Source organism: Marinicauda sp. Alg238-R41 (genome assembly GCF_947331485.1).
Lineage (GTDB): Bacteria > Pseudomonadota > Alphaproteobacteria > Caulobacterales > Maricaulaceae > Marinicauda > Marinicauda pacifica.
Map to the genome: position 1 here is coordinate 736,325 of NZ_CAMZOJ010000001.1, position 25,782 is coordinate 762,106.

General features: G+C 63.7%; 26 protein-coding genes and 1 tRNA gene. 10 read left to right on the forward strand and 17 right to left on the reverse strand.

Annotated elements, in window-relative coordinates; all coding sequences use genetic code 11:
- Positions 1-2: 2 nt before the first annotated feature.
- On the reverse strand, positions 3-1,142 hold the full coding sequence (locus PGP17_RS03440) for an aspartyl protease family protein (protein ID WP_270374259.1): 1,140 nt from the start codon (positions 1,140-1,142) through the stop codon (positions 3-5).
- 266 nt (positions 1,143-1,408) lie between these two features.
- Here PGP17_RS03440 and PGP17_RS03445 point away from each other — a divergent pair, with 266 nt between their 5' ends.
- The 8 genes from PGP17_RS03445 to PGP17_RS03480 all read left to right on the forward strand — a co-directional run bounded on the left by PGP17_RS03445 (position 1,409) and on the right by PGP17_RS03480 (position 7,649).
- Positions 1,409-2,125 (forward strand): TerC family protein, encoded by a 717-nt coding sequence (locus PGP17_RS03445; protein WP_135945438.1) that lies wholly within the window; start codon positions 1,409-1,411, stop codon positions 2,123-2,125.
- A gap of 218 nt (positions 2,126-2,343) precedes the next feature.
- On the forward strand, positions 2,344-2,904 hold the full coding sequence (locus tag PGP17_RS03450) for a F0F1 ATP synthase subunit delta (protein WP_135945437.1): 561 nt from the start codon (positions 2,344-2,346) through the stop codon (positions 2,902-2,904).
- 4 nt (positions 2,905-2,908) lie between these two features.
- Positions 2,909-4,441 carry a F0F1 ATP synthase subunit alpha gene (gene atpA, locus PGP17_RS03455; RefSeq protein ID WP_270374260.1) on the forward strand — a complete coding sequence of 511 codons (1,533 nt, stop codon included), beginning with the start codon at positions 2,909-2,911 and terminating at the stop codon, positions 4,439-4,441.
- Positions 4,442-4,462: 21 nt separating this feature from the next.
- The gene (locus tag PGP17_RS03460) at positions 4,463-4,606 is read left to right on the forward strand and encodes a hypothetical protein (RefSeq protein ID WP_158291295.1); all 144 of its coding nucleotides are present in this window, start codon (positions 4,463-4,465) and stop codon (positions 4,604-4,606) included.
- Positions 4,607-4,628: 22 nt separating this feature from the next.
- A complete protein-coding gene (locus tag PGP17_RS03465; protein WP_135945435.1) occupies positions 4,629-5,513 on the forward strand; it encodes a F0F1 ATP synthase subunit gamma in 885 nt (294 codons plus the stop codon).
- 66 nt (positions 5,514-5,579) lie between these two features.
- Positions 5,580-7,019, forward strand: coding sequence for a F0F1 ATP synthase subunit beta (atpD, locus tag PGP17_RS03470; protein ID WP_135945434.1), 1,440 nt, complete (start codon positions 5,580-5,582; stop codon positions 7,017-7,019).
- On the forward strand, positions 7,019-7,243 hold the full coding sequence (locus tag PGP17_RS03475; protein WP_135945433.1) for a glutathione S-transferase: 225 nt from the start codon (positions 7,019-7,021) through the stop codon (positions 7,241-7,243). Before atpD ends, PGP17_RS03475 begins: the two co-directional genes overlap by 1 nt.
- A gap of 4 nt (positions 7,244-7,247) precedes the next feature.
- Positions 7,248-7,649 carry a F0F1 ATP synthase subunit epsilon gene (locus PGP17_RS03480; protein ID WP_135945432.1) on the forward strand — a complete coding sequence of 134 codons (402 nt, stop codon included), beginning with the start codon at positions 7,248-7,250 and terminating at the stop codon, positions 7,647-7,649.
- A gap of 67 nt (positions 7,650-7,716) precedes the next feature.
- Here the strand turns inward: PGP17_RS03480 and PGP17_RS03485 are convergent, their stop codons facing one another.
- From PGP17_RS03485 to PGP17_RS03550, 14 genes are all read right to left on the reverse strand, one after another.
- A complete protein-coding gene (locus tag PGP17_RS03485; protein WP_270374261.1) occupies positions 7,717-8,202 on the reverse strand; it encodes an RNA pyrophosphohydrolase in 486 nt (161 codons plus the stop codon).
- On the reverse strand, positions 8,199-9,296 hold the full coding sequence (locus PGP17_RS03490; RefSeq protein ID WP_270375004.1) for a divergent polysaccharide deacetylase family protein: 1,098 nt from the start codon (positions 9,294-9,296) through the stop codon (positions 8,199-8,201). The genes PGP17_RS03485 and PGP17_RS03490 overlap by 4 nt, the downstream gene beginning before the upstream one ends.
- Positions 9,297-9,442: 146 nt before the next feature.
- A complete protein-coding gene (locus PGP17_RS03495; protein WP_270374262.1) occupies positions 9,443-10,744 on the reverse strand; it encodes a S41 family peptidase in 1,302 nt (433 codons plus the stop codon).
- Positions 10,745-10,785: 41 nt separating this feature from the next.
- A complete protein-coding gene (locus PGP17_RS03500) occupies positions 10,786-12,042 on the reverse strand; it encodes a murein hydrolase activator EnvC family protein (protein WP_270374263.1) in 1,257 nt (418 codons plus the stop codon).
- An 18-nt stretch (positions 12,043-12,060) separates the two neighbouring features.
- Positions 12,061-12,531, reverse strand: a complete 471-nt coding sequence (locus PGP17_RS03505) for a 23S rRNA (pseudouridine(1915)-N(3))-methyltransferase RlmH (RefSeq protein WP_270374264.1) — start codon at positions 12,529-12,531, stop codon at positions 12,061-12,063.
- A gap of 6 nt (positions 12,532-12,537) precedes the next feature.
- On the reverse strand, positions 12,538-12,993 hold the full coding sequence (gene rsfS, locus PGP17_RS03510) for a ribosome silencing factor (protein WP_233342194.1): 456 nt from the start codon (positions 12,991-12,993) through the stop codon (positions 12,538-12,540).
- Entirely contained in the window at positions 12,990-13,988 is a 999-nt protein-coding gene (gene egtD, locus PGP17_RS03515) for an L-histidine N(alpha)-methyltransferase (RefSeq protein WP_270374265.1), read from the reverse strand. The genes rsfS and egtD overlap by 4 nt, the downstream gene beginning before the upstream one ends.
- A gap of 15 nt (positions 13,989-14,003) precedes the next feature.
- Positions 14,004-14,624 carry a nicotinate-nucleotide adenylyltransferase gene (locus PGP17_RS03520; RefSeq protein ID WP_270374266.1) on the reverse strand — a complete coding sequence of 207 codons (621 nt, stop codon included), beginning with the start codon at positions 14,622-14,624 and terminating at the stop codon, positions 14,004-14,006.
- Entirely contained in the window at positions 14,621-15,862 is a 1,242-nt protein-coding gene (locus PGP17_RS03525) for a glutamate-5-semialdehyde dehydrogenase (RefSeq protein ID WP_135945706.1), read from the reverse strand. The genes PGP17_RS03520 and PGP17_RS03525 overlap by 4 nt, the downstream gene beginning before the upstream one ends.
- Before the next feature lie 17 nt (positions 15,863-15,879).
- On the reverse strand, positions 15,880-17,046 hold the full coding sequence (proB, locus tag PGP17_RS03530) for a glutamate 5-kinase (protein ID WP_270374267.1): 1,167 nt from the start codon (positions 17,044-17,046) through the stop codon (positions 15,880-15,882).
- Entirely contained in the window at positions 17,043-18,083 is a 1,041-nt protein-coding gene (gene obgE, locus PGP17_RS03535; RefSeq protein WP_270374268.1) for a GTPase ObgE, read from the reverse strand. The genes proB and obgE overlap by 4 nt, the downstream gene beginning before the upstream one ends.
- A 36-nt stretch (positions 18,084-18,119) precedes the next feature.
- Positions 18,120-18,659, reverse strand: coding sequence for a GNAT family N-acetyltransferase (locus PGP17_RS03540; protein WP_270374269.1), 540 nt, complete (start codon positions 18,657-18,659; stop codon positions 18,120-18,122).
- Positions 18,660-18,798: 139 nt separating this feature from the next.
- Positions 18,799-19,068 (reverse strand): 50S ribosomal protein L27, encoded by a 270-nt coding sequence (gene rpmA / locus PGP17_RS03545; protein ID WP_135945421.1) that lies wholly within the window; start codon positions 19,066-19,068, stop codon positions 18,799-18,801.
- Positions 19,069-19,105: 37 nt separating this feature from the next.
- On the reverse strand, positions 19,106-19,774 hold the full coding sequence (locus PGP17_RS03550; RefSeq protein WP_270374270.1) for a 50S ribosomal protein L21: 669 nt from the start codon (positions 19,772-19,774) through the stop codon (positions 19,106-19,108).
- Between the two features lie 326 nt (positions 19,775-20,100).
- Here PGP17_RS03550 and PGP17_RS03555 point away from each other — a divergent pair.
- Positions 20,101-20,190, forward strand: a tRNA-Ser gene (locus PGP17_RS03555).
- Between the two features lie 373 nt (positions 20,191-20,563).
- Positions 20,564-21,565 (forward strand): hypothetical protein, encoded by a 1,002-nt coding sequence (locus PGP17_RS03560; protein ID WP_135945419.1) that lies wholly within the window; start codon positions 20,564-20,566, stop codon positions 21,563-21,565.
- Between the two features lie 469 nt (positions 21,566-22,034).
- On the opposite strand, the gene PGP17_RS03565 is transcribed toward PGP17_RS03560, so the two are convergent.
- Together PGP17_RS03565 and katG are read right to left on the reverse strand one after the other, a co-directional pair.
- Positions 22,035-22,799 carry an SDR family NAD(P)-dependent oxidoreductase gene (locus tag PGP17_RS03565; protein ID WP_270374271.1) on the reverse strand — a complete coding sequence of 255 codons (765 nt, stop codon included), beginning with the start codon at positions 22,797-22,799 and terminating at the stop codon, positions 22,035-22,037.
- 449 nt (positions 22,800-23,248) lie between these two features.
- On the reverse strand, positions 23,249-25,450 hold the full coding sequence (katG, locus tag PGP17_RS03570; protein WP_442915131.1) for a catalase/peroxidase HPI: 2,202 nt from the start codon (positions 25,448-25,450) through the stop codon (positions 23,249-23,251).
- Positions 25,451-25,782 lie beyond the last annotated feature (332 nt).

Sequence of the window (25,782 nt, forward strand, 5' to 3'; positions counted from 1 at the left end):
TGTCAACCTTCCACAGGCGGGATGGTGAGGGTCAGTCGCTCTCCATCGCGAAGGATCACGAACTCGCCGCCCTCGGCGCCGGAGAAGGACTGCGCCAGCCACAAGGCCTGGTCGCAGCGTTGCTCTGCGTCCGCGCCATCAAGCAGACGACCGTTGATCTCGATGACACGGTCGTGCAGCTGCAAGCCCGCCGCCTGCGCCGGGCTGGGTGTGAAAAGCTGCAATACGCGTCCGGCTCCCTCCTCATAGCCGACGGCGAAGCCTGCGTGCGCCCTGGGTGCTTCGGGGGCTTCGCGTGGCTCAAGCCGGAATTCACCGCCTGGATAGTCCAGCACCACGTGATACCGGTTCAGCATCCCGGCTCCGATCAGGCTGGGGGGTACGCTGCGGGTCGTCGCCGTGACCTCGCCGAGGCGCGTGCCTCCGATCTCGAAGCCCGTCAGGTCGAAGCGCGATAGCGCCTGCACCTCGCCGCGACCGCCAGCCGAGACTCCTTCGGAGCCTTGCCCCGTCATGCGGCTGCCGTCGACCATGAGTGCGCGCACCGGTCCGCTCTCGGCGACCGGGCGGAAGAGGGCGACCTCTTCAGCGCTTCCGGTATCGAACAGCGCGCGGTCGGTAACATCGCCCAGCGCGTAATCTACGATCGGCATATGCGGATAGCCGAAATCGTGAAGCGGGGCGCTTACCGCCGTCTCACGCGTGCCGAGGGCCTCACCGTCCTCAGCCAGCGTAAGTTCGCCCTGCTCCACATCAATCCGCCAGGCGCTTCCCGGCAGGATTTCGGAGCCGATGACTCCGTCGCGCATGAAGCATGTGCCCATCTCCAGCGACCCGAAATCGAAGACCAGAACCGGTACGCCATGGAAGACTGTGTCGCCCAGCGCGAGCGTCTCAACCCGGGCCACGTCCATCGTCACGGCATTGCCATTCGCGTCGACACCGGTGTTTTGCCCGAGAACCTCCAGCTCAAGCGTGTCGGCAAAGCGGCGCGAAAGGATGGTGGGCGAGCCGGTGTCGAAGAGAAAGGTGCCAGACCTCCTCCCGTCGACCGAGGCTTCGATAAAGAGTTTCTGCATGCGCCAGTCGAGCGGTATGCGCGTCGGCCCGCTTTCGCGCTCAATCTGGATTGGAGCGGACATTGCCGCCCGTAAATCCTCCGACTGGGCTGACGCGGCAGGCAGGCCTGACAAGAGAATGACGAATACGAGACTCAGATTCGTGGCCATGGCGCATACCCGTGTTGGAAATGGTCTGCGCTCCAGGCTATCGCTAGGGAGCGCAATCTCTGAGTGAATAATCGCTAAATCTCCGGGAAAACTGCGCGTGCCCGACAACTCGATGGCCCTTGACCGAGTTAGGATAGGCAGACACCGTCCCCGCTCCTCAGATCGAAGTTCCTTTTTGCATGTTTGAACTCCTCTCCGATCCGGCCATCTGGGCCTCCTTCGTCACGCTGGCCTTTCTCGAGATCGTGCTGGGGATCGACAACATCATCTTCGTCGCAGTGATGGCTGACCGCCTACCGGAGAGTCAGCGCGCAATGGCCCGCCGGCTCGGCCTGCTGCTCGCGCTCGGCTTGCGCGTCGTGATGTTGATCGGCCTGGTGTGGATCGCCCAGCTGGAGCAGCTGGCCTTTACCCTGTTCGAGCTGGAGTTCAGCTGGCGCGATCTGGTGCTGCTGGCCGGGGGCGGCTTCCTGCTCGCCAAGGCCACAATAGAGATTCACCATGCGGTGGAGGGCGATGATGCCCAGGACACAGGGACCGTCGAGGCGGGCTTCACCATGACGGTGATGCAGATCGGGTTGATCGATATCGTTTTCTCGCTCGACAGCGTCATCACGGCAGTGGGCATGACTGACGTGATTGCGGTCATGATCGCAGCCGTGGTTCTCGCCATCGGGGTCATGATCCTGGCTGCGGAGACCGTGGCTGGCTTCATCAACCGTCACCCGACGACGAAGATGCTCGCGCTGTCCTTCCTCATTCTGGTCGGGGTGGCATTGATTGCCGACGGGCTCGGCTCTCACATTCCGCGCGGCTACCTCTATTTCGCGATCGCCTTCTCCCTGCTTGTGGAGACGCTCAACATTTTCGCGAAGAAGGCGCGCAAAAAGGCCTAGAACTCGGCGCGCAACGCAGAGATATGCACGCGGTATGGCTGGATATGGTTGCCGGGCAGGGACCCCTGTGCTAACTGAGCGCCGGACTGATCCGGGCACGGCGTGCAACGCCTGAATTTGGCTCAAAAAAGTTCAAAACATTCAGATGCTTGGTCGCGGTCCAATGCGACACCTTCAAAGCAAGCGTCAATCATGAGAAGCGAGCGGACCTGAAAACGGTGACCACCGGCGAGAACGCGATTACGGGCGAGGCGGGCAAGCGCTATGCGAAGGCCTTGTTCGAGCTGGCCCTCGAAGCCAAGTCGCTTGACGCGACCGAAGCGGACCTGACGACGCTCGGCGAGGCGTTTGCGCAGTCGTCCGAGCTGCGTCTTGTGGCCGCGAGCCCGCTCTACGGGCGCGATGACAAGGTGAACGCATTTTCGGCTCTGGCCGACAAGCTTGGTCTTGGCGATCTGACGAAGAATTTTGTGGCAGTCATGGCGCGCAATGCACGCGCCGGCGACCTGCCTGATGCGGTGCGGGCCTTCAAGCAGATGGCTGCCGAGCGCCGTGGTGCGACGACGGCTGATGTCGAAAGCGCTGACAAACTCACTGCCGCCCAGCTAAAAGAGCTGCAGGCGGCGTTGAAATCCGCCCTCGGTCGCGATGTCGAGGTGCGCGCGGAAGTGAACCCAGAACTGATTGGCGGGCTGGTCGTGAAGGTCGGCTCGCGCATGTTCGACTCCTCCCTTCGTACGAAGTTGGAGGGGATGCGAAACGCGATGAAAGAGGCTTGAGGCCATGGATATCCGGGCGGCGGAAATTTCCGCGATCCTCAAAGATCAAATCAAGAATTTCGGTGCCGAAGCGGAAGTCTCCGACGTCGGGACCGTTCTGTCGGTGGGTGACGGCATTGCCCGCATCCACGGCCTGGACGATGTGCGGGCCGGTGAACTCGTCGAGTTTCCGGGCGGCATCAAGGGCATGGCTCTGAACCTTGAGCGCGACAATGTCGGCGTCGTGATCTTCGGCGACGACCGCGGCATCAAGGAAGGCGACACCGTCAAGCGTCTGGGCTCCATCGTGGATGCCCCGGTCGGCAAGGGCCTGCTGGGCCGTGTCGTGAACGCGCTGGGCGAGCCGATCGACGGCAAGGGTCCGCTCAAGGACGTGGCGGAAAACCGCCGTGTCGACGTGAAGGCCCCGGGCATTCTGCCGCGTAAATCGGTGCACGAGCCGATGGCGACGGGCATCAAGGCGATCGACTCGATGATCCCGGTCGGCCGCGGCCAGCGCGAGCTGATCATTGGCGACCGCCAGACCGGCAAGTCGGCGATCTGTATCGACACGATCCTGAACCAGAAGCAGGTTCACGAAACCGGTGAAGAGAACGAGAAACTCTTCTGCATCTACGTCGCGATCGGCCAAAAGCGCTCGACCGTGGCCCAGGTCGTCAAGACTCTGGAAGAAAACGGTGCGCTGGACTACACGATCGTCGTAGCCGCCACGGCGTCCGATCCGGCCCCGATGCAGTATCTCGCCCCCTTCACCGCATGTGCGATGGGCGAATATTTCCGCGATAACGGTATGCACGCCCTGATCGTGTACGATGACCTGTCCAAGCAGGCCGTGGCGTACCGCCAGATGTCTCTGCTTCTGCGCCGCCCGCCGGGCCGCGAAGCCTATCCTGGCGACGTGTTCTACCTCCACTCCCGCCTGCTGGAACGCGCTGCGAAGCTGAATGACGATCATGGTTCGGGTTCGCTGACGGCTCTGCCGATCATCGAGACCCAGGCCAACGACGTGTCGGCCTACATTCCGACCAACGTGATCTCGATCACCGACGGTCAGATCTTCCTGGAAACCGACCTGTTCTACCAGGGCATCCGCCCGGCCGTGAACGTCGGCCTCTCGGTCAGCCGCGTGGGGTCTGCGGCGCAGACCAAGGCGACCAAGGAAGCAGCCGGCAAGATCAAGGGTGAGTTGGCCCAGTATCGCGAGATGGCGGCCTTTGCCCAGTTCGGTTCCGATCTTGACGCGGCCACCCAGCGCCTGCTGGCCCGCGGCGAGCGCCTGACCGAGCTCCTCAAGCAGCCGCAATTCTCGCCGCTGTCTATGGAAGAGCAGGTCTGCGTGATGTACGCAGGCACGCGCGGCTTCCTGGACAAGCTGCCGGTCAAGGAGATCGGCCGCTACGAGGAAGAATTGCTGCGCCATCTTCATGCGGAAAAGGGCTCCCTGCTCGAGACCATCCGCAAGGAGAAGAAGCTCAGCGACGACACCCAGGCCGAACTGAAGGCGACGCTCGAAGCCTTCACCACTCACTTCGCGTAGACAAGACGGGAGACCGATCCCATGACCGGCGGCTTGAAGGGCTGGTTCGAAGACTTGAATGCCAAGGAGCGCTCCGCAGTGCTGACACTGGGAGCCTTCCTGTCCGCGGTACTTCTGTTCGCCGCCGGGATTCAGTTCGGACGCGCCCTCTCGGTCCTGGTCTAGGGATTGGCAGCAAGGAAAGCCCATGGCCTCCCTTAAGGAACTCAAAAACCGGATCACCTCGGTCAACTCGACCAAGAAGATCACCAAGGCCATGCAGATGGTCGCCGCAGCGAAGCTTCGCCGCGCGCAGGAGGCTGCCGAACTCGCGCGTCCCTACGCCGAGAAGATGAATGCGGTCGTTGCCAACCTGTCCAATTCGATGACCGGGCCGGATGCGCCGCGCATGCTGATCGGTACCGGCAAGTCGGAACGCTATCTGCTGGTCGTCGCCACCGCCGACCGCGGCCTGTGCGGCGGTTTCAACACGAATATCGTGCGGCGCGCGCGCGAGCGGATTTCCGAGCTCCTGCGCGAGGGCAAGTCGGTCGAGATCATCACGGTCGGCAAGAAGGGCTACGAGCAGCTCAAGCGCCTGTATGCGGACAAGATCGTGGAGCGGATCGAGCTGCGCGACGTCAAGAAGATCGACTCGGCCACAGCGGGTCGCATCGGAACGTCCATCCGCACGCGGTTCGAAGCCGGCGAATTCGACGTCTGCCAGATCATCAGCGCCGAGTTCGTCAACGTCATGACGCAGAAGCCGCAGACGCAGACGATCATTCCTGCGCGTGAAGCGATCGATGACAGCGTTCCGCGTCCCGACCTGAAGGGTGCGCTGTACGAGTATGAGCCGGACGAAGAAAGCATCCTCGAAGCCCTGCTGCCGCGCTATGTCGACACCGTCATCTTGAGCTCCCTGCTCGAGAACGCGGCCGGCGAGATGGGCGCGCGCATGGCCGCGATGGACAGCGCGACGCGCAATGCCGGCGAGCTGATCGACAAGCTGAATCTGGAATACAACCGCACCCGCCAGGCGAAGATCACGACCGAGCTGATCGAGATCATCGCGGGCGCCGAGGCGGTCTAGGACGAGTTACGAAGGTTTTTCCGGCGGACCCCGCCGGACAAGAGTTACGAGAGAGAGGCTAGGACGATGAGCAATCTCAAGGGCCGTATCGTGCAGGTGACCGGCGCCGTTGTGGACGTGGAGTTCGACGGTGGTCTTCCCGCGATCCTGAACGCGCTCGAGACCATGAACGGCGACCAGAAGCTGGTGCTCGAAGTTGCACAGCACCTCGGTCAGAACGCGGTCCGCACGATCGCGATGGATGCGACTGAAGGTCTGCAACGCGGCAGCGAAGTGATCGATAGCGGTACGCCGATCATGGTTCCGGTGGGTCCGGGCACGCTGGGCCGCATCATGAACGTGACCGGCCAGCCGATCGACGAGGCCGGCGCCATCAGCGCAAGCTCGACCGCGCCGATCCACCGCCCGGCTCCGGCCTTCGACGAACAGGCCACCGAGGCGGAGATCCTGCCGACCGGCATCAAGGTGGTCGACCTGCTCTGCCCCTACGCCAAGGGCGGCAAGATCGGCCTGTTCGGCGGCGCCGGCGTGGGCAAGACCGTGCTCATCCAGGAGCTGATCAACAATATCGCGAAGCTGTTCGGCGGCTATTCGGTGTTTGCCGGCGTCGGCGAGCGGACCCGGGAAGGTAACGACCTCTACTGGGAAATGATCGAATCCGGCGTGAACGTGAACCCGGCCGAAAATAACGGCTCCGCGGAAGGCTCGCGCTGCGCCCTGGTCTTCGGGCAGATGAACGAACCGCCGGGCGCGCGTGCTCGCGTCGCCCTGTCCGGCCTCGCCCAGGCGGAATATTTCCGCGACGAGGAAGGCAAGGACGTCCTGTTCTTCGTCGACAACATCTTCCGCTTCACGCAGGCCGGCGCCGAAGTGTCCGCGCTTCTCGGCCGCATCCCGTCCGCCGTGGGCTACCAGCCGACGCTGGCGACCGACATGGGCGCGCTGCAGGAACGCATCACTTCGACCAAGAAGGGTTCGATCACGTCCGTGCAGGCCGTGTACGTGCCGGCCGACGACCTGACCGACCCGGCCCCGGCCACCACCTTTGCCCACCTCGACGCGACGACGGTTCTGAACCGCTCCATCGCCGAAAAGGGCATCTATCCGGCCGTGGACCCGCTGGACTCCACCTCGCGCATTCTCGAGCCGCGCATCGTGGGCGAGGAGCACTACCGCACCGCGCGCCGCGTGCAGGAAATCCTTCAGCGCTACAAGGCGCTTCAGGACATCATCGCGATCCTGGGCATGGACGAGCTGTCCGAAGAGGACAAGATGGTCGTGGCCCGTGCCCGCAAGATCGAGCGCTTCCTGTCCCAGCCGTTCGACGTCGCCGAGGTGTTCACCGGTTCTCCGGGCATCCAGGTGCCGGTCGAAGACACGGTGAAGGGCTTCAAGGCGATCTGCGACGGCGAGTACGATCACCTTCCCGAACCGGCCTTCTACATGGTGGGTACTATCGAGGATGCGGTGAAGAAAGCCGAGCAACTCGCAGCGGACGCGGCGTAATGGCGGCGGGCGCTGGCGGATCTTCCGCGGCGCCCTCGCTCGCGGACTGCGTCAACGACGTGTGTCCGTGGTCCGGCGACAAGGTGAGCGCGGAGGCGCTCACCGTCTATCGCGGGACCGATGGAAAGACCCATGTCGTCGGGTTCTGCAATCCCGGCTGCAGGGACAAGTTCGAGGCGGCGGCGCGCTCATTCGACGCCGCGATCGCCGCTCAAAGGGACTAGAGCCATGGCTGACAAGCTTCAATTCGATCTGGTCGCGCCCGAGCAGCGCCTGTTCTCGGGTAAGGTCGAGATGGTGGTGGTGCCCGGCACCGAGGGCGATTTCGGCGTCCTGCCCGACCACGCGCCCTTCATGTCGACGATCCGTCCCGGTGCCATCTCGGTGCACGACGAGAATTCCGTGACGCGCACCTTCATCTATGGTGGCTTTGCCGAAGTCACTCCGGACGGGCTGACCATCCTGGCCGAGGAAGCCATCGCGCTGGCCGATGTCGACGCGACGCAGATCGAGAAGAAGCTCGGTGAAGCGCGCGAAGACCTCAAGGACTCCAGCGAGGAGGCCGAGCAGGCCGATGCGCAGGAACGCATCGACAAGTACGAATCCCTGCTGGCGGCGCTGGCGAACTAGCCGCGTCAGGCCCCTTAGCCGTGTTGACCGACCCTGGCCCTTTCGGGCCGGGGTTTTTGTTGAGCTTCTACAAGAGTGGCGCGAACGTCTCCGCCACAGCGCGGTAAACGCCCCGTTTCCAGGGGATGACGCTTGCGACCGCGTCGTCGAGACCGGCCCAGCGGAAAGCGTCGAACTCCTGCGGTGGAACGGCGGTCAGGTCGAAATCGGCGTCGGTGCCCAGGAAGCGATAGCCGAACCAGAGCTGCTTCTGGCCGGTCCAGTTCTTCTTCTGCCGGGCCAGAACCTCAGGCGGGAAGTCGTAAGTCAGCCAATCCGGTGTCGAGCCAAGCAGCTCCACCTGTGCGGGCTGAATCCCGGTTTCTTCATACAGCTCACGCAGCGCTGCCGTCTCGCCGTCCTCGCCCTCGTCCATGCCCCCTTGGGGCCATTGCCAGACCCAGGGCGGCTCAGCCCCTTTCCGCCGGCCGAGCCAGCACAGCCCCTGCGCATTGAAGAGCACGACCCCGGCATTGGGCCGGTAGAGCTCGAGATCGGCAGAGGGCGGCGTCACGATTCCGGATCGGCTTGCGCAGCCAGGCGCTGGCGCGCCACGAAGCTGGCCGGAGCCAGCTGGTATCCGCGCGCCGGCAGGCTGTTGGCCCACGCGGCAAGGTTCTCGATGGTCGACGGGTAGGGCGAGCCGAGACCCAGTGCGGTCCCGTTCTGAAGGCTCAGCGCCTCCAGTTCCAGCAGCCGGTTGTCGATCGCGCTCGCCTCCGGATTGGCATCGACCAGGCGATCGACCAGGGCCAGCTGCGCTCCGCTCATCTCCTGCGCCGAAGCCAGCGCCGGGCGACGGCCGGATCCATCGTGAAACACGGTCAGTCCGCGCATCTCGAGGACGGAAAAGACATGGCCCAGAGCCTCTGCATCGGCGCCGAGGCGCGCTCCGAGATAGTTGATGACGCCGGTATATCCGGCCGCCCGCGAGAGAAGCCAGTCCAGGCGCCGCGTATTCTCTGCCTCGCTGGCGTCAGACAGCAAAGTGTGCGGACCCGGGTCGTTATTGGGATAGTCAAACGGCTCCATCGGCAGCTCGATCAGAACCTCGTGGCCGTCGGCGCGGGCCCGGTCGACCCAGTCCTGAAGATCGCGCGCATAGGGCACGAAGGACAGCGTGACCTCACCCGGCAACGTCTCGATAGCCTCCAGCGTCAGAGCCCGATTCAGGCCCAGCCCTCCGATGACGACCGCGATGGTCGGGGCGTCGAGATCGCCGTCGAACGCTTTGGCGTACGCTTGGTCCGGGCGTTGACCACTTGAGGCGATAATCGGCAGGGGCCCGCCGGGCCCCGGTTCGAACAGTCCGGCCAGCGGCGCCTCCGGGTTGACCGGCGCCGGTACCGCCGCGGCCTCCGGGGAGGGGTTCAGCGCGGCTTCGGCGTCCTCGACGCCCGGCAGCGCAACGTCCTCGTCCATGCCTTCTGAAAAAGCCGGTTCCTGCGGTTCGTCGGAGGGAATCTCTGCGCGCGCCAGTTCCACCGGGGCTTCTGGCAAGGGCGCGCGTGCGCCGATCGTCCGTGCCGGCTGCGTCCCCAGCAGCGCCAGCCCCCCGGCGAGCAGGGCGCAGACCAGCGCCGCACCGGCTCCGGCAAGGAGCGGCATACGCAAGGGAGAGGTGCGTTGAGGAAACCTCGACATGTCGCGTGACCCGGACGGCAGCAAGAACCAGCGTTCAAAAACAGCCGCGAGTGTGTCCCGGTCAGGGTAAAGAAACGTTAACGAAGCCGCCGGAACGGCTTCGTTTTCGCCTACTGAAGCTGAGCCGACTGGCGTTCCATCATCGAGATCAGGACCTCCTTGGCGCGATGGAGCTGGTAGTCCTCCTCCTCGGGCCACTCTTCGGGCGGTTGCTCGATATCCTCGAAGGCGATCTCCTCGCGCTCGGTGCCGTTTTCATTGATCAGCGCATTGCGCAGCGCGTCTTCGGTGAAGCGCAGCGGCGCATCGGGGTCCAGCTGCCGGGCGGACACAGGAATGTCCGGCTGGATGCCCGTGGCCTGGATGGACCGGCCCGCCGGCGTGTAGTAGCGCGCCGTGGTCAGACGCAGGGCTCCGTCACGCCCTCCGCGCAGCGGCACAATGGTCTGCATTGAGCCCTTGCCGAAGCTGGTCAGGCCCAGAACGGTCGCGCGCTCGCGGTCCTGCAACGCGCCGGTCACGATTTCGGAGGCGCTGGCAGAGCCGTTATTGATGAGGACGACGATCGGCGCACCGTCGAGGATATCACCCGGCCGCGCATTGTAGCGCTGCGTGCTGCGCGGGTCTCGGCCGCGCGTGGACACGACCTCGCCGCCGTCCAGGAACAGGTCGGACAGGGTGACGGACTGGTCCAGAAGCCCACCGGGATTGGAGCGCATGTCCAGGATCAGGCCGGGCAGCGGACCGCCCATGGCATTCTCCATGTCTTCCAGCGCCTCCACGGCCCGCTCGGTCGTGTGCTCGTTGAAACCGGTCACGCGCAGATACGGGATCGTATCCTCGTCCTCGAGCCGGTAGCTGATGGGATTGATCTCGATGATCTCGCGCACCAGCGTCACATCGAAGGCGTCTTCGCCGTCGCGTCCGATCGTGATCGTGACGGGCTCGCCCTGCGGCCCGCGAATGCGTTCCACCGCCTCGGTCGGCGTCGCGCCGACCAGGGAATCGCCTTCGACCGCCAGGATCCGGTCACCCGTGACCAGTCCGGCCCGGTCGGCGGGCGTGTCGGCAAAGGGGGCGACGATGGTGATCAGATTGTCGCGCTGAGTGATTTCCATCCCCAACCCGCCATATTCGCCGGTCGTGGACACCTGCATGTCTTCGAAATCGTCTGGGTTGAGGTAGCTGGAATGCGGGTCGAGCGACGACAGCATGCCATTGATCGCGGACTCGATCAGTTCGGCCTTGTCCGGATCGACCACGTAATCGGACTCGATGCGGCTGAGCACGTCGCCGAACAGCTCGAGCTGGCGGAAGGTCTCTTCCCGGCGGTCTTCCCCTTCGGCGGAAACGGCAAGGGCCGCGGCACCGATGCCAAAGATGACGGCGGAGGCGAGAATGTGCAAACGCATGCGTCGTGTCCTGTGTCCTGCCGGGAAGACCGGTATCGGGTCTAACCCCTGCGAAATTCGGGCCGCAGCCAGTTTTCCGGATCCTCCGGCTGGTCTGTGCTGCGCAAGATACCAAAATAGACCCGCGGTGCGGGATTTTCACGGTCCGGTGTGGTTCCGATCGGCTCACCGGCAAGCACGGATTGTCCCTCTCTGGCATATAGGGCGGCCATGCCGCCAATTACCAGGGTGTACCCATCGGCGGTATTGATCAGCAGAACGCCTTCTAGCGCCTGGAAGTCTCCAGCGAAAACCACCACTCCGTCAAATGGCGCGACCACCTGAGCGCGAGGCCGGGTTTCGAACCAGATTCCGTCGCGGGCCTGTCCGTCGCGCCCCTCGGTACGAAAGCCTGTGACCAGCGGTCCGAAGGCGGGCGGGCGAAGCTGCCCGCGCGCGTCGCTGAACCGCATCCCGTCCACCTCGCCGCGCAGGGGACGCGCGGCGACCAGACTGCCAGCATCCATCGGTTCGGGGCGCAGGCGGGGCACCGGAATGCCCGTGTCGCTCCCGCCTGCAATCGGCGGGTCGGTTCGGCGAGGACTGAGGCGCGGTTCGGCCGCCGCGAAGCGCCTTATCTCCGAAAGCAGGTCTTCAAGTGTCTGCGCGCGCCCGGCGATCTCGGCAGCGCGGCGCGACAAATCCTCGGACTCGGCGCGCAGCCGGCGCTCCGCGTCGCGCCTTTCGGCGATCAGGGCCTCGACTTCCGCCCGCGTTTCGTCCAGCGCCTCGACGGCATCGTCCACCTGCGCACCTTGTGCAAGCAGGCGTTCGCGAAGGGTCTCCAGCTCACGCAGGCGGGCCCGCACCGCCTCGGCGCGTGCTTCCAGCTGCGGCGCAATATTGGCCAGTAATCCAGCGGCCCGCGCGGCCTCCGCGGCATCTTCGGGGTTCACGGCGAGGGCCGGGGGGGAGCCGGTTTCCATGCGCTGAAGGGCGCCCAGAACACGAGAGAGGCTGGCGCGCTCCTGAACTAGCGCCGTTCTCAGCTCTGCCTCCTCCATTTCCAGCTCGGCCAGGCGGGCATCGGCCTCGCTTGCCGCGGCTTCGCGCACGCGCACCCGTTCGGCAGCGTCGATCAAGCGTTGCTGGAGCGTCGCGATCTCCTGGGCGATTGCATCGGCACGCGCCGCACGCTCGGCCGCGACCTCCTCTGCCTCGCGTGCCTCGCGTTGCAGGGCCTCGACCTCGTCCGGGTCGGGCAAGGCGGGCGACGTTCCGGCATCCTGGAGTATCAGGGCAAAGAATAGGGCGGCCAAGGTCACGCCGGTCAGGTCCTAGTCGCGATGGTAGGGCGTCCCGGCGAGAAGCGAGAAAGCCCGGAAAATCTGTTCGGCTACCATGACCCTGACCAGCTTGTGAGGCCAGACCATGGCACCAAACGACATCAGCTTTACGCCAGCCGGAAGCGTCTGCCGGTCCATCCCGTCCGCACCGCCGATCAGAAACACTCCATCGCGCACGCCATCGTCTCTGGCACGCTCGAGCTGGCTCGCAAACTGACGGGAGGTGAAGCCCTGTCCACGCTCGTCGAGCGCGATGACCAGGCAGCCGGGCGGTAAAGCGTCGACAAGAGCCGCGGTTTCCGCGGCCTTGCCGGAGAGCGCCCGGTTGTCGATTTCGCGCTCTTCCACGCTGCCGAAGCCGATCGGGCGGCCCACGCTATTGGCGCGCGCGATATAGTCATCGACGAGCGTGCGTTCAGGTCCCGCCTTGATGCGGGATATGGCTCGGATTTCCAGGCGCAAGAGGGTCTAGCTGAGGCTGTCGGGCGAGACCGACCACATCTTCTCAAGGTCGTAGAAGTCACGCACTTCCGGACGGAAGAGATGCACCACGACGTCGCCGGCATCGATCAGGACCCAGTCGCAGGTCTTCAGACCCTCGACCTTGGCCGAGCCGTGGCCTTCTTCCTTGAGCTTGCGGATGACATGATCGGCAATTGCACCCACGTGACGGTTCGACCGTCCGCTGGCGATGATCATGGTGTCGGTGACGGAGGATTTGCCGCTCAGGTCGATGGCCACGATATCTTCGGCCTTGTCGTCCTCGAGGGCGGCGACGATCAGCTCTTCAAGAGCCTCCGTGCTGGCATGGCCAGGTTGGGAGGATTCGACCGGGCTTTGACCGGGCGTGTCGGCCTTGCGGCCTTCGGTGTTGATGGACAGCGTGCGCTCCCTTGGGCAATTCAACAAAGGTGACTGTATCACGCTTTGCGCGATCGTTCGAGCCAGTGGATGGAAAAGGGCATGTCCTCGTGCACCCAGGCTTTCGCAGGCGCGAATCCGGCTTTTGCCGCCAGGTCCTGGAAGCCGGCAACCGTGAACTTGTGCGAGTTCTCGGTGTGAATGGTCTCGGTCTCGCGAATATTGAATCGCGACCCCGATACGCTGAACTCCATGTCCCGCCGGGCTTGAAGATACATTTCCACACGTGAGCGGAACGGGTTCCAGAAGGCGCGGTACTCGAACCCCTCCGGCTCCAGACTGCCCTCCAGCTCGCGATTGATGCGCGCCAGGAGATTATAGTTGAAGTCCGCCGTCGCCCCGCCCGCATCGTCGTAGGCGGCCTCCAGAACCGGCCCGGGTTTGCGAAGATCGACGCCGATGATCAGGATATCGCCGTCCCGCAGCCAGCTGCGCAGCGTCCTGAGCAGCTCCAGCGCGTCGGCGAGTTCGAAGTTTCCGATGGTCGAGCCGGGAAAGAAGACCAGCCGGCGGCCGGGCGGGACCGGCAGCGCGTCCAGGTCGATGTCCCGGGTAAAGTCGTGGCACACCGCCCCGATGGTCAGGTCTTCGTGATCGACGGCGACGGCCTCGCAGGCCGCGCGCACATGCTCGCCGGAAATGTCCATTCCGACATAGCCGGCCGGGCGGTCGAGCGCGTCTATCAGTTTGCGGATCTTCACGCTTGACCCGGCGCCGGGCTCTAGAATGACGGCGCCCGGTCCGGCCAGCTCGCTCAATTGCGGACCGATCCGGTCGAGCAGCTCCAGCTCGGTGCGCGTGACGTAATACTCGGGTGCCTCGGTGATGCGGTCGAAGATCGCGGAGCCGGTCTGATCGTAGAAGTATTTTGGCGGAATCGTCTTTTGCGGACGCGATAACCCTTCCAGGACATCCGAGCGGAAATCGGAGGCGGAGGGTTTCAGGTCGGCGAAGAAGGCGAGCGCGCCGCCCTCACCGGAAGGAGAAGTCTCGCTCATCGGGGCGGCTCGATCTCAGTTGCGGGTCGTCGCGCGCCTTGAAGAGACGCGAAGCGTGCTGGATGCCACGTCATATAAGGGAGCTGTCAGGTATGTCCAGCGGGGGGGTGACGAACCGGGGAGCGCATGGGCCTGGTGCTGGGAAAGCCTGTAGCGCGACAAGGCGACGGCCGCACGCGACAGGCGCGCACGAAGCGCGTCAGGGGGGCGCGAGACCACGGCAATTGGCATCTTGTGCGCAATCGTCTGCCAGTCCTGCCAGCGGTGAAAGCTCCGCAGCGCATCGGCGCCCATGATCCAGACGAAGTTCACTCCGGGGTGGCGCCGCGTCAGATAGGTCGCCAGCTGGGCAGTCCGGTTGATCCCCAGCCGCGCCTCGATGTCGCTGACGACCATCCGCGGTGCGTTCGCCGCGGACCGGACCGCTTGCAAGCGGTCGCGGAAGTCGCCGGGTGCATGCGCCTTGTGCGGGTTCTGAGGTGAGACGATCCACCAGATCCGGTCGAGCCCGAGCCGGGTCAGGGCGGTGTCTGCGACATGAAGGTGGCCCTCATGGACGGGGTCAAACGACCCGCCGTAAAGGCCGACCTTCATGCCGGGCTTGAGAAGCTCGGAGCGCAGCGCGCCGAAACTCATCCGCGGATCTGACCTTGTCCGTACACGATGTACTTCATGGTGGTCAGCTGGGCTGCGCCCACCGGACCGCGCGCATGGAGACGTCCGGTGGCGATTCCGATCTCGCCGCCATAGCCGAATTCACCGCCATCGGAGAAGGCCGAGGAGGCATTGTGCATGATGACTGCCGCGTCGATCGCGGACGTCATCCGGTCAGCCGTCGCCTGGTCCTCGGTGACCACGACTTCGGTATGCCCGGAGCTGTGCTTGGCAATGTGCTTCAGCGCCGCCTCGGGGCCGTCGACCACGCGGATCGACAGGATCGCATCAAGATACTCGGTGTCCCAGTCTTCCTCGCTGGCCGGATTCATGCCGGGCACGATCTTGCGGGACGCTTCGTCTCCGCGCAGCTCGCAGCCCTTCTCCTTCAGCGCCTCGGCGATGCCGGGCAGCAGATCGCTGGCGCAGGCCTTGTCGATCAGAAGTGTCTCGGCCGCGTTGCATACGCCCGTGCGCCGCATCTTGGAGTCCAGAACGATATCCTTGGCCTTCTTCGGATCGGCCTTGGCGTCGACATAGACGTGGCAGACACCGTCCAGGTGGCTGAGGACCGGCACGTTCGCATGCTCGCGCACGTGGGAGATAAGCGGCTTGCCGCCGCGCGGAATGACCAGATCGGCCCCGCCTTCGTCCAGCGACAGGAGGGCGGTCACCCATTCACGGTTTGCGTCCGGCGGCGTCTGCACCGTGCCTTCGGGAAGGCCGGCCTCGACGAGCCCCGCCTTGACCGCCTTGATGATTTCGGTGGTGGTCCCGGAGGCTTCGCTGCCGCCGCGCAGGATCACGCCATTGCCGGCCCGCACGCACAGGGCGGCGGCGTCGGCAGCCACGTTCGGCCGGCTTTCGAAGATCACGCCGATGACGCCGAGGGGAATGGCGACCTCGGCGATCTCGATCCCGTTCGGACGGCTCCAGCGGCGTTTCTCAACGCCGACCGGATCGTCCTGCTCGGCAATCGCGGCCACGCCGTCAGCCACGCCGTTCAAACGGTCCTGGTCGAGTGTGAGGCGGTCAAGGAACGCCTTGTCGGCGCCCTTGGATCGGGCGGTTTCGACTTCCTTGGCGTTGGCGGCCAGAATGGCACCGGATGCACCCCGGATCGCCTCAGCCATGGCCTTCAGCGCGCGGGTGCGCCCGTCGGCGCCGGCAGCCTGGAGCGCAGCGGCTCCGGCGCGGGCCTCGGCGCACATCGCAGCCATTTCGGACATGAAATCGGTCAAGAGGAAGCTCCTTCAGATTGCTTGATTTTCGGCTCGTCCAAAACAAGGTCGGCCGCATGGACCAGCGCATAGCCGCGCTTGTAGCCCAGCGTCGCCTCGATTTCGTCGGATTGGATGCCGACCAGAGCCCGGCACTCGTCGCTGTCATAGCCGGGCAGGGCGGTCGCGAATTCGTTGCCGTCATGGCCCACGAGCCGGATCGCGTGCCCGCGTCCGAACCGGCCTTCGACATCGGTCAGTCCCGCGGCCAGCAACGAATGGCCCTGCTTGACGGCATCGGTCGCCCCCTCGTCGAGGAAGAGCTTGCCTTCATGGGCCAGCGAATTGGCGATCCAGACGCGTTTCGCGCTTTCCGGAGAGACCTCGGCCTGGAACCAGGTCGCCCGCCCGCCATTGAGCAGGTCGGTGATGGGCTGCTCGCAGTCGCCGCGTGCGATTACCGTCGAGCAGCCGGCCGCCATGGCCATTTCGGCTGCGGCGATCTTGGTGGCCATGCCGCCCGTGCCCGCCGTTTCGGCGCGCGTCGGCCCGGCCAAGTCGGAAATCTCCGCGGTCACTTCTTCGACGTAGGGTATATGCTCCGCATCCGGATTCGACGTCGGGTCCGCATCGTAGAGCCCGTCGACATCGGACAGGATGACCAGCAGATCGGCCGAGACGAGCTGTGCGACGCGGGCCGCAAGCCGGTCATTATCGCCATAGCGCAGCTTCTCGGTCGCGACGGTGTCGTTCTCGTTGACGACGGGCACCGCGCCAAGCGACAGGAGCGTCTCGAGCGTGTTGCGCGAGTTCAGCCAGCGTCGGCGGCTTTCCGTGTCGGAGGGCGAGAGCAGGGCTTGCGCGGCGTGGAAGCCGTGCTTGGAAAACTCCTGGTCCCACGCCTGGATGATCACGGGTTGCCCGGCCGCGGCGGCGGCCTGCTTCTCGTCGAGGCGCAGCTTCTGACCGGCGGGAAGATTCAGGCGCGGCCGGCCCAGCGCGACGGCGCCGGAGGAGACGAGCACGACCTCGACGCCGCGCTTGCGCAGTTCCGCGATTTCGCACCCCAGAGCATAGAAGCGGCCCACATGGGCCTGTCCGGTGCGCCAATCGATGAGTTGTGCGGAGCCAATCTTGATAACGATGCGGCGCGCGTCCCTCAGGATCGAGGCGTGATCGGTCATGGAGTCCAGCTGTCCTTGTCGGCTTCGGTTTCAGTATTCGAACGGCGGTTGGCTTCGACCGCCCTCCAGATTTCACCCAGGAGGGGCCGCACATTCTGTCCGGTCACGCCGGATACTGTATGTATAGGCGTTCCAATCTCAGATTCGAGGGTCTCGACGTGCGCTTTCAGCGTTTCTTCATCGACCGCATCGATCTTGTTGAGGACCACGATCTCCGGTTTTTCGCTCAGACCCGCGCCGTAGGCGTCGAGTTCGACGCGCACCGTACGGTAGGCGTCGAGCGGACTTTCCTCTGTCGCGTCAAGGAGATGGACAAGAGTCGCGCAGCGCTCGATATGGCCAAGGAAGCGATCGCCGATCCCGGCGCCTTCATGGGCCCCTTCAATGAGCCCCGGGATGTCGGCCAGCACGTAGCATGAGCCCGCGCCCAGATCCACGACACCCAGATTGGGGTGAAGCGTGGTGAACGGATAGGCGGCGATCTTGGGATTGGCCCGGCTCGCCGCGGCCAGGAAGGTCGACTTGCCCGCATTGGGCAGGCCCACCAGGCCGGCATCGGCAATCACCTTCAGGCGCAGCCAGATCCAGCGTTCCTCGCCATCCTCGCCGGGCTGCGCGATGCGCGGCGCCTGGTGGGTGGAAGACTTGAAGAAGGCATTGCCCTTGCCGCCCCGGCCGCCGCGCGCCAGCAGGACGCGCTGACCGATCTCGGTGAGATCGGCGAGCACGTGCTCGTTGTCCTCGTCCAGGATCTGAGTCCCGACCGGCAGCTTGAGCACCACGTCCTCGCCGGCCGCGCCACTGCGGTCCCGGCCCGCGCCGCCTTCGCCGCGCGGTGCCTTGTAGTGTTGCTGATAGCGGTAGTCGATCAGGGTGTTGAGCCCCTCGACCGCTTCGGCCCAGACATCGCCGCCCTTGCCGCCATCGCCACCATTGGGCCCGCCGTATTCGACGAAGGCCTCGCGCCGGAAGGAGACGGAGCCCGCTCCGCCATGGCCCGATTGCACGAAGACTTTTGCCTGATCGAGAAACTTCATTGAAAGCGTCCAATAGACCTCAGGGCGTCCCGGAGGTCAGAGAGTTAATACCAATCGCCGGTTCCAGGCCTTGCCCAGCCGGCCCATCGACCAGGCCAGATTGCGTTCGCCCGTCGGCGTGAAACCAAGTTTTTCCAGCACCCGGCCGGAGGCCGGATTGTCTTCGAAATAGTTCGCGACCAGCCGGGACACGCCCATCGTCCGGGCCTCCTCCAGCATCAATTGCGCGGCCCGCGTGGCGTGACCCTGGTGCCAATGGCTGCGGGCGAGCCAGTATCCCAGTTCCCAGGCGCCATCGGATCTCGGGTGAAGTCCGATTATGCCCGCCGGAGCCGTATCGCCGTCGAGTATCACCTTCAGGCGGTCGCCGCGGACCCGGGCTCTCGCTCGCATGCACAGGATATAGCCCTCGGCCGACAGCGCATGAAAAGGGGTCGGGATCGAGCCGCACATGCGCGCGACATCACAATGTCCGGCCTCTTTCGACAGAAATGCCGCGTCCTCCAGACGCACCTCACGTAAGTGCGTGCTCGGCCCTGTCAACGCCTGCGGCGTCAGAATCGTTTCGTCCGCCATTGTTTTCCCCGTGGCGGCGGGGGAGATGCGCGCTTAAGCAAAAGGGGAGACGGGCGACCCGTCTCCCCTTCGAAATCTGCTAACGGCTGATTTCCGGATCGCCCCCGTTTTGAAGCGGGCGATCGGTCATCCGTCGCCCTTATTCGGCCGCTTCGGCAAGCGACGCGACCGACACATATGTGCGGTTGTTCTTCTTCTTGGCGAAGGTCACGCGGCCTTCGCTCAGAGCGAAAAGCGTGTGGTCCTTGCCAATGCCGACATTGTCGCCGGGATAATACTTGGTCCCGCGCTGGCGCACGATGATGTTGCCCGGAATGACTTCCTGGCCGCCGAATTTCTTGACGCCGAGGCGCCGGCCTTCACTGTCGCGGCCGTTACGCGACGAACCGCCTGCCTTTTTGTGAGCCATGAGATGGCCTCCTTAAGTTTGCGTACGTGCCTGCAGCTTATTTGCCGGCGCGCTGTTTCGCCTCGTTGATCCAATCGCCCTTCTCGGCTTTCGCCTTCAGGCCGGGAATTTCGCCGTCCAGCTTGTCGAGGTCGGCTTCGGTCCAGGACGCGACCTGCGCGTAGGACGTGATGCCGGCTTCGATCAGCTTGGTTTCCAGCGCCGGACCCACACCGGTCAGCGCCTTCAGGTCGTCGCCGGCAGCCGCCTTCTTGGAATCGGCGGGAACCGGAGCGGATTTCTCGGCGGTCTTGGCCGATGCGCTCGGCTTGGCGGACTTTTCAGCCTTGGCCGGCTTGTCATCGGTCTTGGCCGTTTTGGGCTTCGCGCTCGCCTTGGTCTTGGGGGTGTCGCCCGGCGCCACGATCTCGGAGATCGAGACCACGGCATGCCACTGGCGGTGACCCTTGGTGCGGCGGTAATTCTGGCGGCGGCGCTTCTTGAAGATGATGATCTTCTTGCCGCGCTTGAGCTCTACCAGCTCGCCCATGACCTGGGCGCCCTCGACGAGCGGGCTGCCCACCGTGACGCCCTTGTCGCCGGCCAGCATCAGAACTTCGCCGAAGGACACGATGTCGCCAGCTTCGCCGTCGAGCTTCTCAATGACCAGCTGATCGCCTTCCGCGACCTTGTATTGTTTGCCGCCGGTTTTGATGACCGCGTACATGATTTCTACCTTTCTGAACGATCCCGTCGGAGGCAGAATAGGCTGCGCCCGCGAGGTCCTTTTTCTTCGCCGCTTGTTGATCAAGGCCGGCGTTGTCAAACACGACGCGGCCCGTACCTGTCCGGCACGGGCGCGTGAGAGCGGGCATATAGACTCATCGGCCCGGCCGCGTCAATCGCTCATGACCTGTCCTGACAGGCGCGGGCGGTAGCGCCGGACACGGGTGCGGGTGACGTCACTGACAATTGTCTGACTCGTGCTGACCTGTTTGCGGCGCTTCACTCTTGATTTTAACGCGAGCCTCAGCCAAAACGCCCGCTCCCCGCGGAGAGGTGCCGGAGTGGTCGAACGGGGCGGTCTCGAAAACCGTTGAGCGCGCAAGCGTTCCGAGGGTTCGAATCCCTCCCTCTCCGCCATTGCTTTTTATTTTAACAATAAAAAACAATAAACTAACGCCACCAGAGGGGCGTGCGCCCTAATACTTGCCCTAATTTCTGCCATCCTTAGGGTGCATGATTGTGGTCGGCTTGATTGATCCGGGGAACGGATTAGGCCTCACGGCTTGCTAATGCTACGGCGGCAGGCTAAGAAAAGTAGGCAAAAGGGAGACTGCGATGACGGCCCTTACGAAACTGCACCAAGGTACTTCCTTTAAGCGCGGTCGGCGCTCGACGGGCTCCGTGGTTAAACAGGTGAAATCTTACAAGGTAATCACCCGGACCATGAAGGATGGTGCAGTCCGCTTTGTGGTGAAGCAGGCCCGTAAAAAAGAAACCGCTAAGTAGAAAAATGGAAATAACCGCGTCGTTATTTGCATTTATTTTGTTGATAGTGCCTGGAATTGCTGCAGTTCAAGTATTTTTTACGGCCCAACGTCTATCTGTCGTATACTCAGATACGGCATTCGAAAAGACCATTGCCGCAGTTCTCGTGGCGCCGGTGTTTCATGGCGCCTCTTTGGGCCTACTCGTCGCCATCCAAAATATTTTCTGGTGGAATTTGCCAAATGACTATGTTTTCCGTCTTGTAACCGGAGCCTACGCAAACGTATCTGGATTCTTTTTCGTGGATGGCCGCGGTTTCGGAATGTCCGATGCTGCGTGGTTTCTTTCATATTTTGTATTTTCCATCGCAACCGCTTCCCTCCTGTCATTTATCGTTACAAAGCTATCAATCCATCAAGGGGGCGCACCGGGTTTCCGCCAAGGAATCTACAAAATAGTAAACCATTTCCTCAAAACGGGTGTGGTGGCCTCTGTAATTACAGAACTGTCTTCAAACGGCGAATATCTGCTTCTATACAAAGGCACTGTCGACAAGGTGGCTTTCACCAAGAACGGGGATATTCGGTTTATTTATCTTGCCGAGCCCAGCCGCTCGAAACTGAAATTAGGGCATTCTACTCCGAACGCCGGTGCCGGTGATAGAAAAGCGGAGACTTCAAGAGAATTTTTCGACGAGCATCTGATTGGCGAGTCGATGCAAATTAAGGTAGAGGATTTGGCCTCTCAAGGTGACGTCTCATTTCCCGAAGATCTAGATGTGTTCGTCCAAGGATTGAATGAGGGACTGTTCACCGGACGGCTCTTAATTGATGGGGCACATGTGAAGAATATATACTTTCATCGCGGTTTGACCCCAAGTCAGCCGCTAAAGGAAAAAATTGTAAGAGCGCTGCCCTTCCTGTTTCCAGATTCGCGCTTACGGCTAGGTGCTAGCACTTATACCTATTCAGAAGTATCGGAAGGCCCATCCGATTCGCGTTCCTCGGCTCCGGTTCTGAGACATTAGGGGCACCCCTCCCGGAAAGCTCTTTTCAGTCCGTTTATGGGGGGTCACGTCTAGGGGAACGAATTCGCTTGGTTAGCGCGCTGCCTAGCTCCATATTCATCCTCAGGAAGCTCCGCTCATCCGGGGCCAAGTCATTTTCTGATTGGTGGATCGGAAAAATTCATCCCAGCGCCGATACCCGATCGGGGGCGCGCCAGATAATGGGATTGCCCTCCCGCCTACGCCTTCTCCCAGAAACGGGGACACACACGTGTATTCTACGCCGCGCGGGAGGTACCCGAAAGGTGCCGGAGTGGTCGAACCCTCCCTCTCCGCCATGGTCTTTGGACCTGGCAGGTCTCCCTCGGGGCTTCGATTTCCTGAACAGTGCGGTCTTTGCTCCAGACCTGGTCCGGAAAATGCCCATTCAGTTCGATACGCGCCCGTCTCTGCCGCTCGCGGGGGAGGCCGCGCTGCGTGTTGCGGAATTCTACAGTATCTGGCCGTCGTCGATCGAGAAGGCCGAGCCCGTGATCTGCCGCGCCGGATCTCCGGCCAGCATCATCAACAAGGCGTCCAGCGCGTCAGCATCGATCAGCCGGCGCCGGGGCAGACGGCTGATCTGTTTCTGGCCGCCTTCGGTCTTGAACCAGGCCGAATTAATCTCGGTTTCGATATAGCCCGGGCAGATCGCGTTGACCGCGATGAGGTCGCGCGCCCATTCGCGCGCGAGGCTCTTGGTCAGCGACACGACGGCGGCCTTGGAGGCGCAGTAGACCGACAGGGCGGGAAGTTGGGTGAATGCGGCAATCGAGGCGATATTGATGATGCGCGCCTGGCCGGCCTTGGCCGATCCGTTCGCAAGCATCAGGCGGGCGGCCTCTCGCGCACCGAAGAAGACGCCGCGCACATTGACCGCGAAGGTCTGATCGAACTGCTCGCTCGTCATGTCCAGCGCCATGCCGTCGCCGCTGACGCCTGCATTGTTGATCATGATGGAGAGCGGACCGAGCCGGGCTTCAGCCTTCTCAAGTGCCGGCCGGATGGAGTCCGTGTCCGCGACATCCAGCGGGCAGGCCATGGCCCGGCCCCCGCGCGATTCAATGTCCTCGACCAGCTTGTCCAGCCGGTCGGTTCGCCGGGCCAGCAGAGCGACCGAGACCCCCGCTTCGCTGAGCTTCAGCGCAAAGCGGTGGCCCAGCCCGCTCGATGCGCCGGTGATCGCGGCCACGCGTCCGTTCAAACTGGCATCCATGTCGTTCAACTTCCCCGTTTTTTATCTATAGCCGGGCCGAGCCCGTATCATTGCGGCAATATATTCTGAATCGTATGGATACCGGCCTGCCGGCGTCAATCGTGGCTGGGCGGGTTTTCCCCGATGATCGGGCGGTGTTGAAAGTTCCGGCGCCGCTTGACCGCGCTCTTCCCGAGCTTGGGGCTCCGGCCACCGCGCCGCTCATATAATCCCCGCTGGCCTCTCGCGCCCTCACACTGCGCGGGCTCTTTCTCAATTGTTCGGATCCTGGCGCATCCCTCGGCAGAATGAGAGGCGTGGTAGTAGTAAGAGTCGCTCTTTCGGCGTTCTCGATTCTCACGGCCCGTCCCGAAATCCGCGAGGCACGGACCGCAGCCTTCGCCAGCAGATAAAAAAAGGGCCGCGCCGAAGCGCAGCCCTTTTCTTCCCATCCTTGACGGGTCGGGCGCCTAGCTCCGGTCGATGTCGAAGCGGTCGGCGTTCATGACCTGCGTCCAGGCCTCGACGAAGTCGTTCACGAAACGCTCTTCGCCGTCTTCATAGGCGTAGACTTCGGCCACGGCCCGCAATTCCGCGTTCGATCCGTAGACCAGGTCAACCTCGGTTGCGGTCCACTTTACCTCGCCGGTATCCCGGTCGATGCCCTCGAACACGTACTCGGCATCGGTCGGGCGCCACTGGGTGGACAGGTCGAGCAGGTTGACGAAGAAGTCGTTCGTCAGCTGGCCAGGCGTATCGGTGAACACGCCGTGCGCGGCTCCGTCCGTGTTCGCGTCGAGCGCCCGCATCCCGCCGACGAGGACCGTCATTTCCGGCACGGTCAGCGACAGCGTGTCGGCGCGTTCCACCATCAGCTCGGACGGGCTGCGCGGCGCGTCCTCGCTGTAATAGTTGCGGAACGGATCGGCGGCCGGTTCCAGATACTCGAAGGAGTCCGGATCGGTCTGCTCCTGGCTGGCATCGGTCCGGCCCGGCGTGAACGGAACCTCGATGTCGTGACCGGCATCGGCGGCGGCCTTCTCGATGGCGGCCGCGCCACCCAGGACGATCAGGTCGGCCAGCGAGACGCGGACATCGCCGGACTGGCTGTCGTTGAAATCGTTCTGAATGCGTTCCAGCGTGGAGAGCACCTGGTCGAGCTCTTCGGGATCGTTGATCTCCCAGCTATTCTGGGGATCGAGACGGATGCGCGCGCCGTTCGCGCCGCCGCGCATGTCGGTATCGCGGAAGCTCGACGCCGAGGCCCAGGCGGTCCGCACCAGCTGCGGCACGGTCAGGCCGGAATCGAGGATTTCAGCCTTGAGCGCGTCGATCTCGCTCTCGCCGATCATCGCATAGTCAGCTTGCGGCACCGGATCCTGCCAGATCAGGGAGACGTCCGGCACGTCGCTGCCGAGATAGCGCGCCTGCGGGCCCATATCGCGGTGGGTCAGCTTGAACCAGGCGCGCGCGAAGGCGTCCTCGAATTGCTCCGGGTTGTCGCGGAAGCGCATGGCGATCTCGCGGAAGCCGGGGTCTTCCTTCAGCGACAGGTCGGTCGTGAACATGATCGGCTGGTGGAAGACGCCCTCCTCGTGCGCATCGGGCACGAATTGCGTGTTCTCACGGTCGGCCGGCACCCATTGCACCGCGCCGGCCGGGCTTTCTTCCTGCACCCATTCGAAGCGGAACAGATTGTCGAGATACTGGTGGGTCCATTGCGCCGGGCTGGAGGTCCACGCGCCTTCAAGGCCACTGGTCACGGTATCGGCGCCATTGCCGGTGCCGCACTCATTATTCCAGCCGAGGCCCTGGTCCTCGACGCCGTTTGCCGCCGGCTCCGCGCCGACGCACTCATTGGGATCGTGCGCGCCATGGGCCTTGCCGAACGTGTGGCCGCCGGCGATCAGCGCGACGATTTCCTCGTCATTCATCGCCATGTTGCCGAAGGTTTCGCGAATGCGCGCCGCGGCCGAAACCGGATCGTGGTTCGCGTTCGGTCCTTCCGGGTTTACGTAGATCAGGCCCATCTGCGAGGCCGCGAGCGGGCGTTCGAGCTCGCCGTCGCCGTGGAAGCGCTGGGATGCCATCATCTCCGCTTCCGGACCCCAGTAGACCAGCTCGGCCTGCCAGTCGTCCTCGCGTCCGCCGGCGAAGCCGAGCGTTTCGAAGCCCATGTCCTCCATGGCGACCGTACCGGCCAGCACCATCAGGTCGGCCCAGGAGATCGACGCGCCGTATTTCTGCTTGATCGGCCAGAGCAGGCGGCGTGCCTTGTCCAGATTGGCATTGTCCGGCCAGCTGTTCAGGGGCTCGAAGCGCTGCTGGCCGCCACCGGCCCCGCCGCGCCCGTCATGGGTGCGGTACGTGCCCGCGCTATGCCAGGCCATGCGGATGAAGAAGGGGCCGTAGTGGCCGTAGTCGGCCGGCCACCAGTCCTGCGAGGTCGTCATCGCCTCGCGCAGATCGGCCTTCACCGCCTGCAGGTCCAGGCTTTCGAAGGCCTCGGCATAGTCAAAGTCCGCGCCCAGCGGATTTGAGCGCGTGGTCTCGTTCTGGCGAAGCTGGGTGAGGTCGAGCTGGTCGGGCCACCAGAAGCTGTTCGGGCGGGCTTCGCCCTGGGCCAGCTCCTGATTCATCGACTGGCTGGCGCCGGAGTCGACTTCGGTCATTTCGGCGACTTCAGCCTCGCCGTTGCGTTCCTGAGCCGACGCGCGGGCGCTGCTTGCGCCCGGATCGGAACATCCGGCGGCCGTCAGCGCGAAGCCCGCGACCGACGCGAAAAGAAGGGATTTATGATCGATTTTCATGGGTGTTTTCCTCATCAGACGAGTGGAATGCGCGTCTCGCGCAGGCCAGACATGGTCCGGTACGCCGGACCCGTTAGGCGACTTGCCGAAGCTCAAGGCCTGAAGCACTCGGAGGGGGATCGACCATACCGGAATTTTATTTTTTACAGCCCTGAGTTTAAGTTAGCGCGCGTTATAGCTATCGGTCAAAGCAA

Coding starts and splice junctions, on each gene's coding strand:
- PGP17_RS03440 (WP_270374259.1), bottom strand. CDS start 1,142: ATGTCCGCTCCAATCCAGATTGAGCGCGAAAGCGGGCCGACGCGCATA.
- PGP17_RS03445 (WP_135945438.1), top strand. CDS start 1,409: ATGTTTGAACTCCTCTCCGATCCGGCCATCTGGGCCTCCTTCGTCACG.
- atpA (WP_270374260.1), top strand. CDS start 2,909: ATGGATATCCGGGCGGCGGAAATTTCCGCGATCCTCAAAGATCAAATC.
- PGP17_RS03460 (WP_158291295.1), top strand. CDS start 4,463: ATGACCGGCGGCTTGAAGGGCTGGTTCGAAGACTTGAATGCCAAGGAG.
- PGP17_RS03465 (WP_135945435.1), top strand. CDS start 4,629: ATGGCCTCCCTTAAGGAACTCAAAAACCGGATCACCTCGGTCAACTCG.
- atpD (WP_135945434.1), top strand. CDS start 5,580: ATGAGCAATCTCAAGGGCCGTATCGTGCAGGTGACCGGCGCCGTTGTG.
- PGP17_RS03475 (WP_135945433.1), top strand. CDS start 7,019: ATGGCGGCGGGCGCTGGCGGATCTTCCGCGGCGCCCTCGCTCGCGGAC.
- PGP17_RS03480 (WP_135945432.1), top strand. CDS start 7,248: ATGGCTGACAAGCTTCAATTCGATCTGGTCGCGCCCGAGCAGCGCCTG.
- PGP17_RS03490 (WP_270375004.1), bottom strand. CDS start 9,296: ATGCCGCTCCTTGCCGGAGCCGGTGCGGCGCTGGTCTGCGCCCTGCTC.
- PGP17_RS03495 (WP_270374262.1), bottom strand. CDS start 10,744: ATGCGTTTGCACATTCTCGCCTCCGCCGTCATCTTTGGCATCGGTGCC.
- egtD (WP_270374265.1), bottom strand. CDS start 13,988: ATGAGCGAGACTTCTCCTTCCGGTGAGGGCGGCGCGCTCGCCTTCTTC.
- PGP17_RS03520 (WP_270374266.1), bottom strand. CDS start 14,624: ATGAGTTTCGGCGCGCTGCGCTCCGAGCTTCTCAAGCCCGGCATGAAG.
- PGP17_RS03525 (WP_135945706.1), bottom strand. CDS start 15,862: ATGGCTGCGATGTGCGCCGAGGCCCGCGCCGGAGCCGCTGCGCTCCAG.
- proB (WP_270374267.1), bottom strand. CDS start 17,046: ATGACCGATCACGCCTCGATCCTGAGGGACGCGCGCCGCATCGTTATC.
- obgE (WP_270374268.1), bottom strand. CDS start 18,083: ATGAAGTTTCTCGATCAGGCAAAAGTCTTCGTGCAATCGGGCCATGGC.
- PGP17_RS03540 (WP_270374269.1), bottom strand. CDS start 18,659: ATGGCGGACGAAACGATTCTGACGCCGCAGGCGTTGACAGGGCCGAGC.
- rpmA (WP_135945421.1), bottom strand. CDS start 19,068: ATGGCTCACAAAAAGGCAGGCGGTTCGTCGCGTAACGGCCGCGACAGT.
- PGP17_RS03550 (WP_270374270.1), bottom strand. CDS start 19,774: ATGTACGCGGTCATCAAAACCGGCGGCAAACAATACAAGGTCGCGGAA.
- PGP17_RS03560 (WP_135945419.1), top strand. CDS start 20,564: ATGGAAATAACCGCGTCGTTATTTGCATTTATTTTGTTGATAGTGCCT.
- PGP17_RS03565 (WP_270374271.1), bottom strand. CDS start 22,799: ATGGATGCCAGTTTGAACGGACGCGTGGCCGCGATCACCGGCGCATCG.
- katG (WP_442915131.1), bottom strand. CDS start 25,450: ATGACCGAAGTCGACTCCGGCGCCAGCCAGTCGATGAATCAGGAGCTG.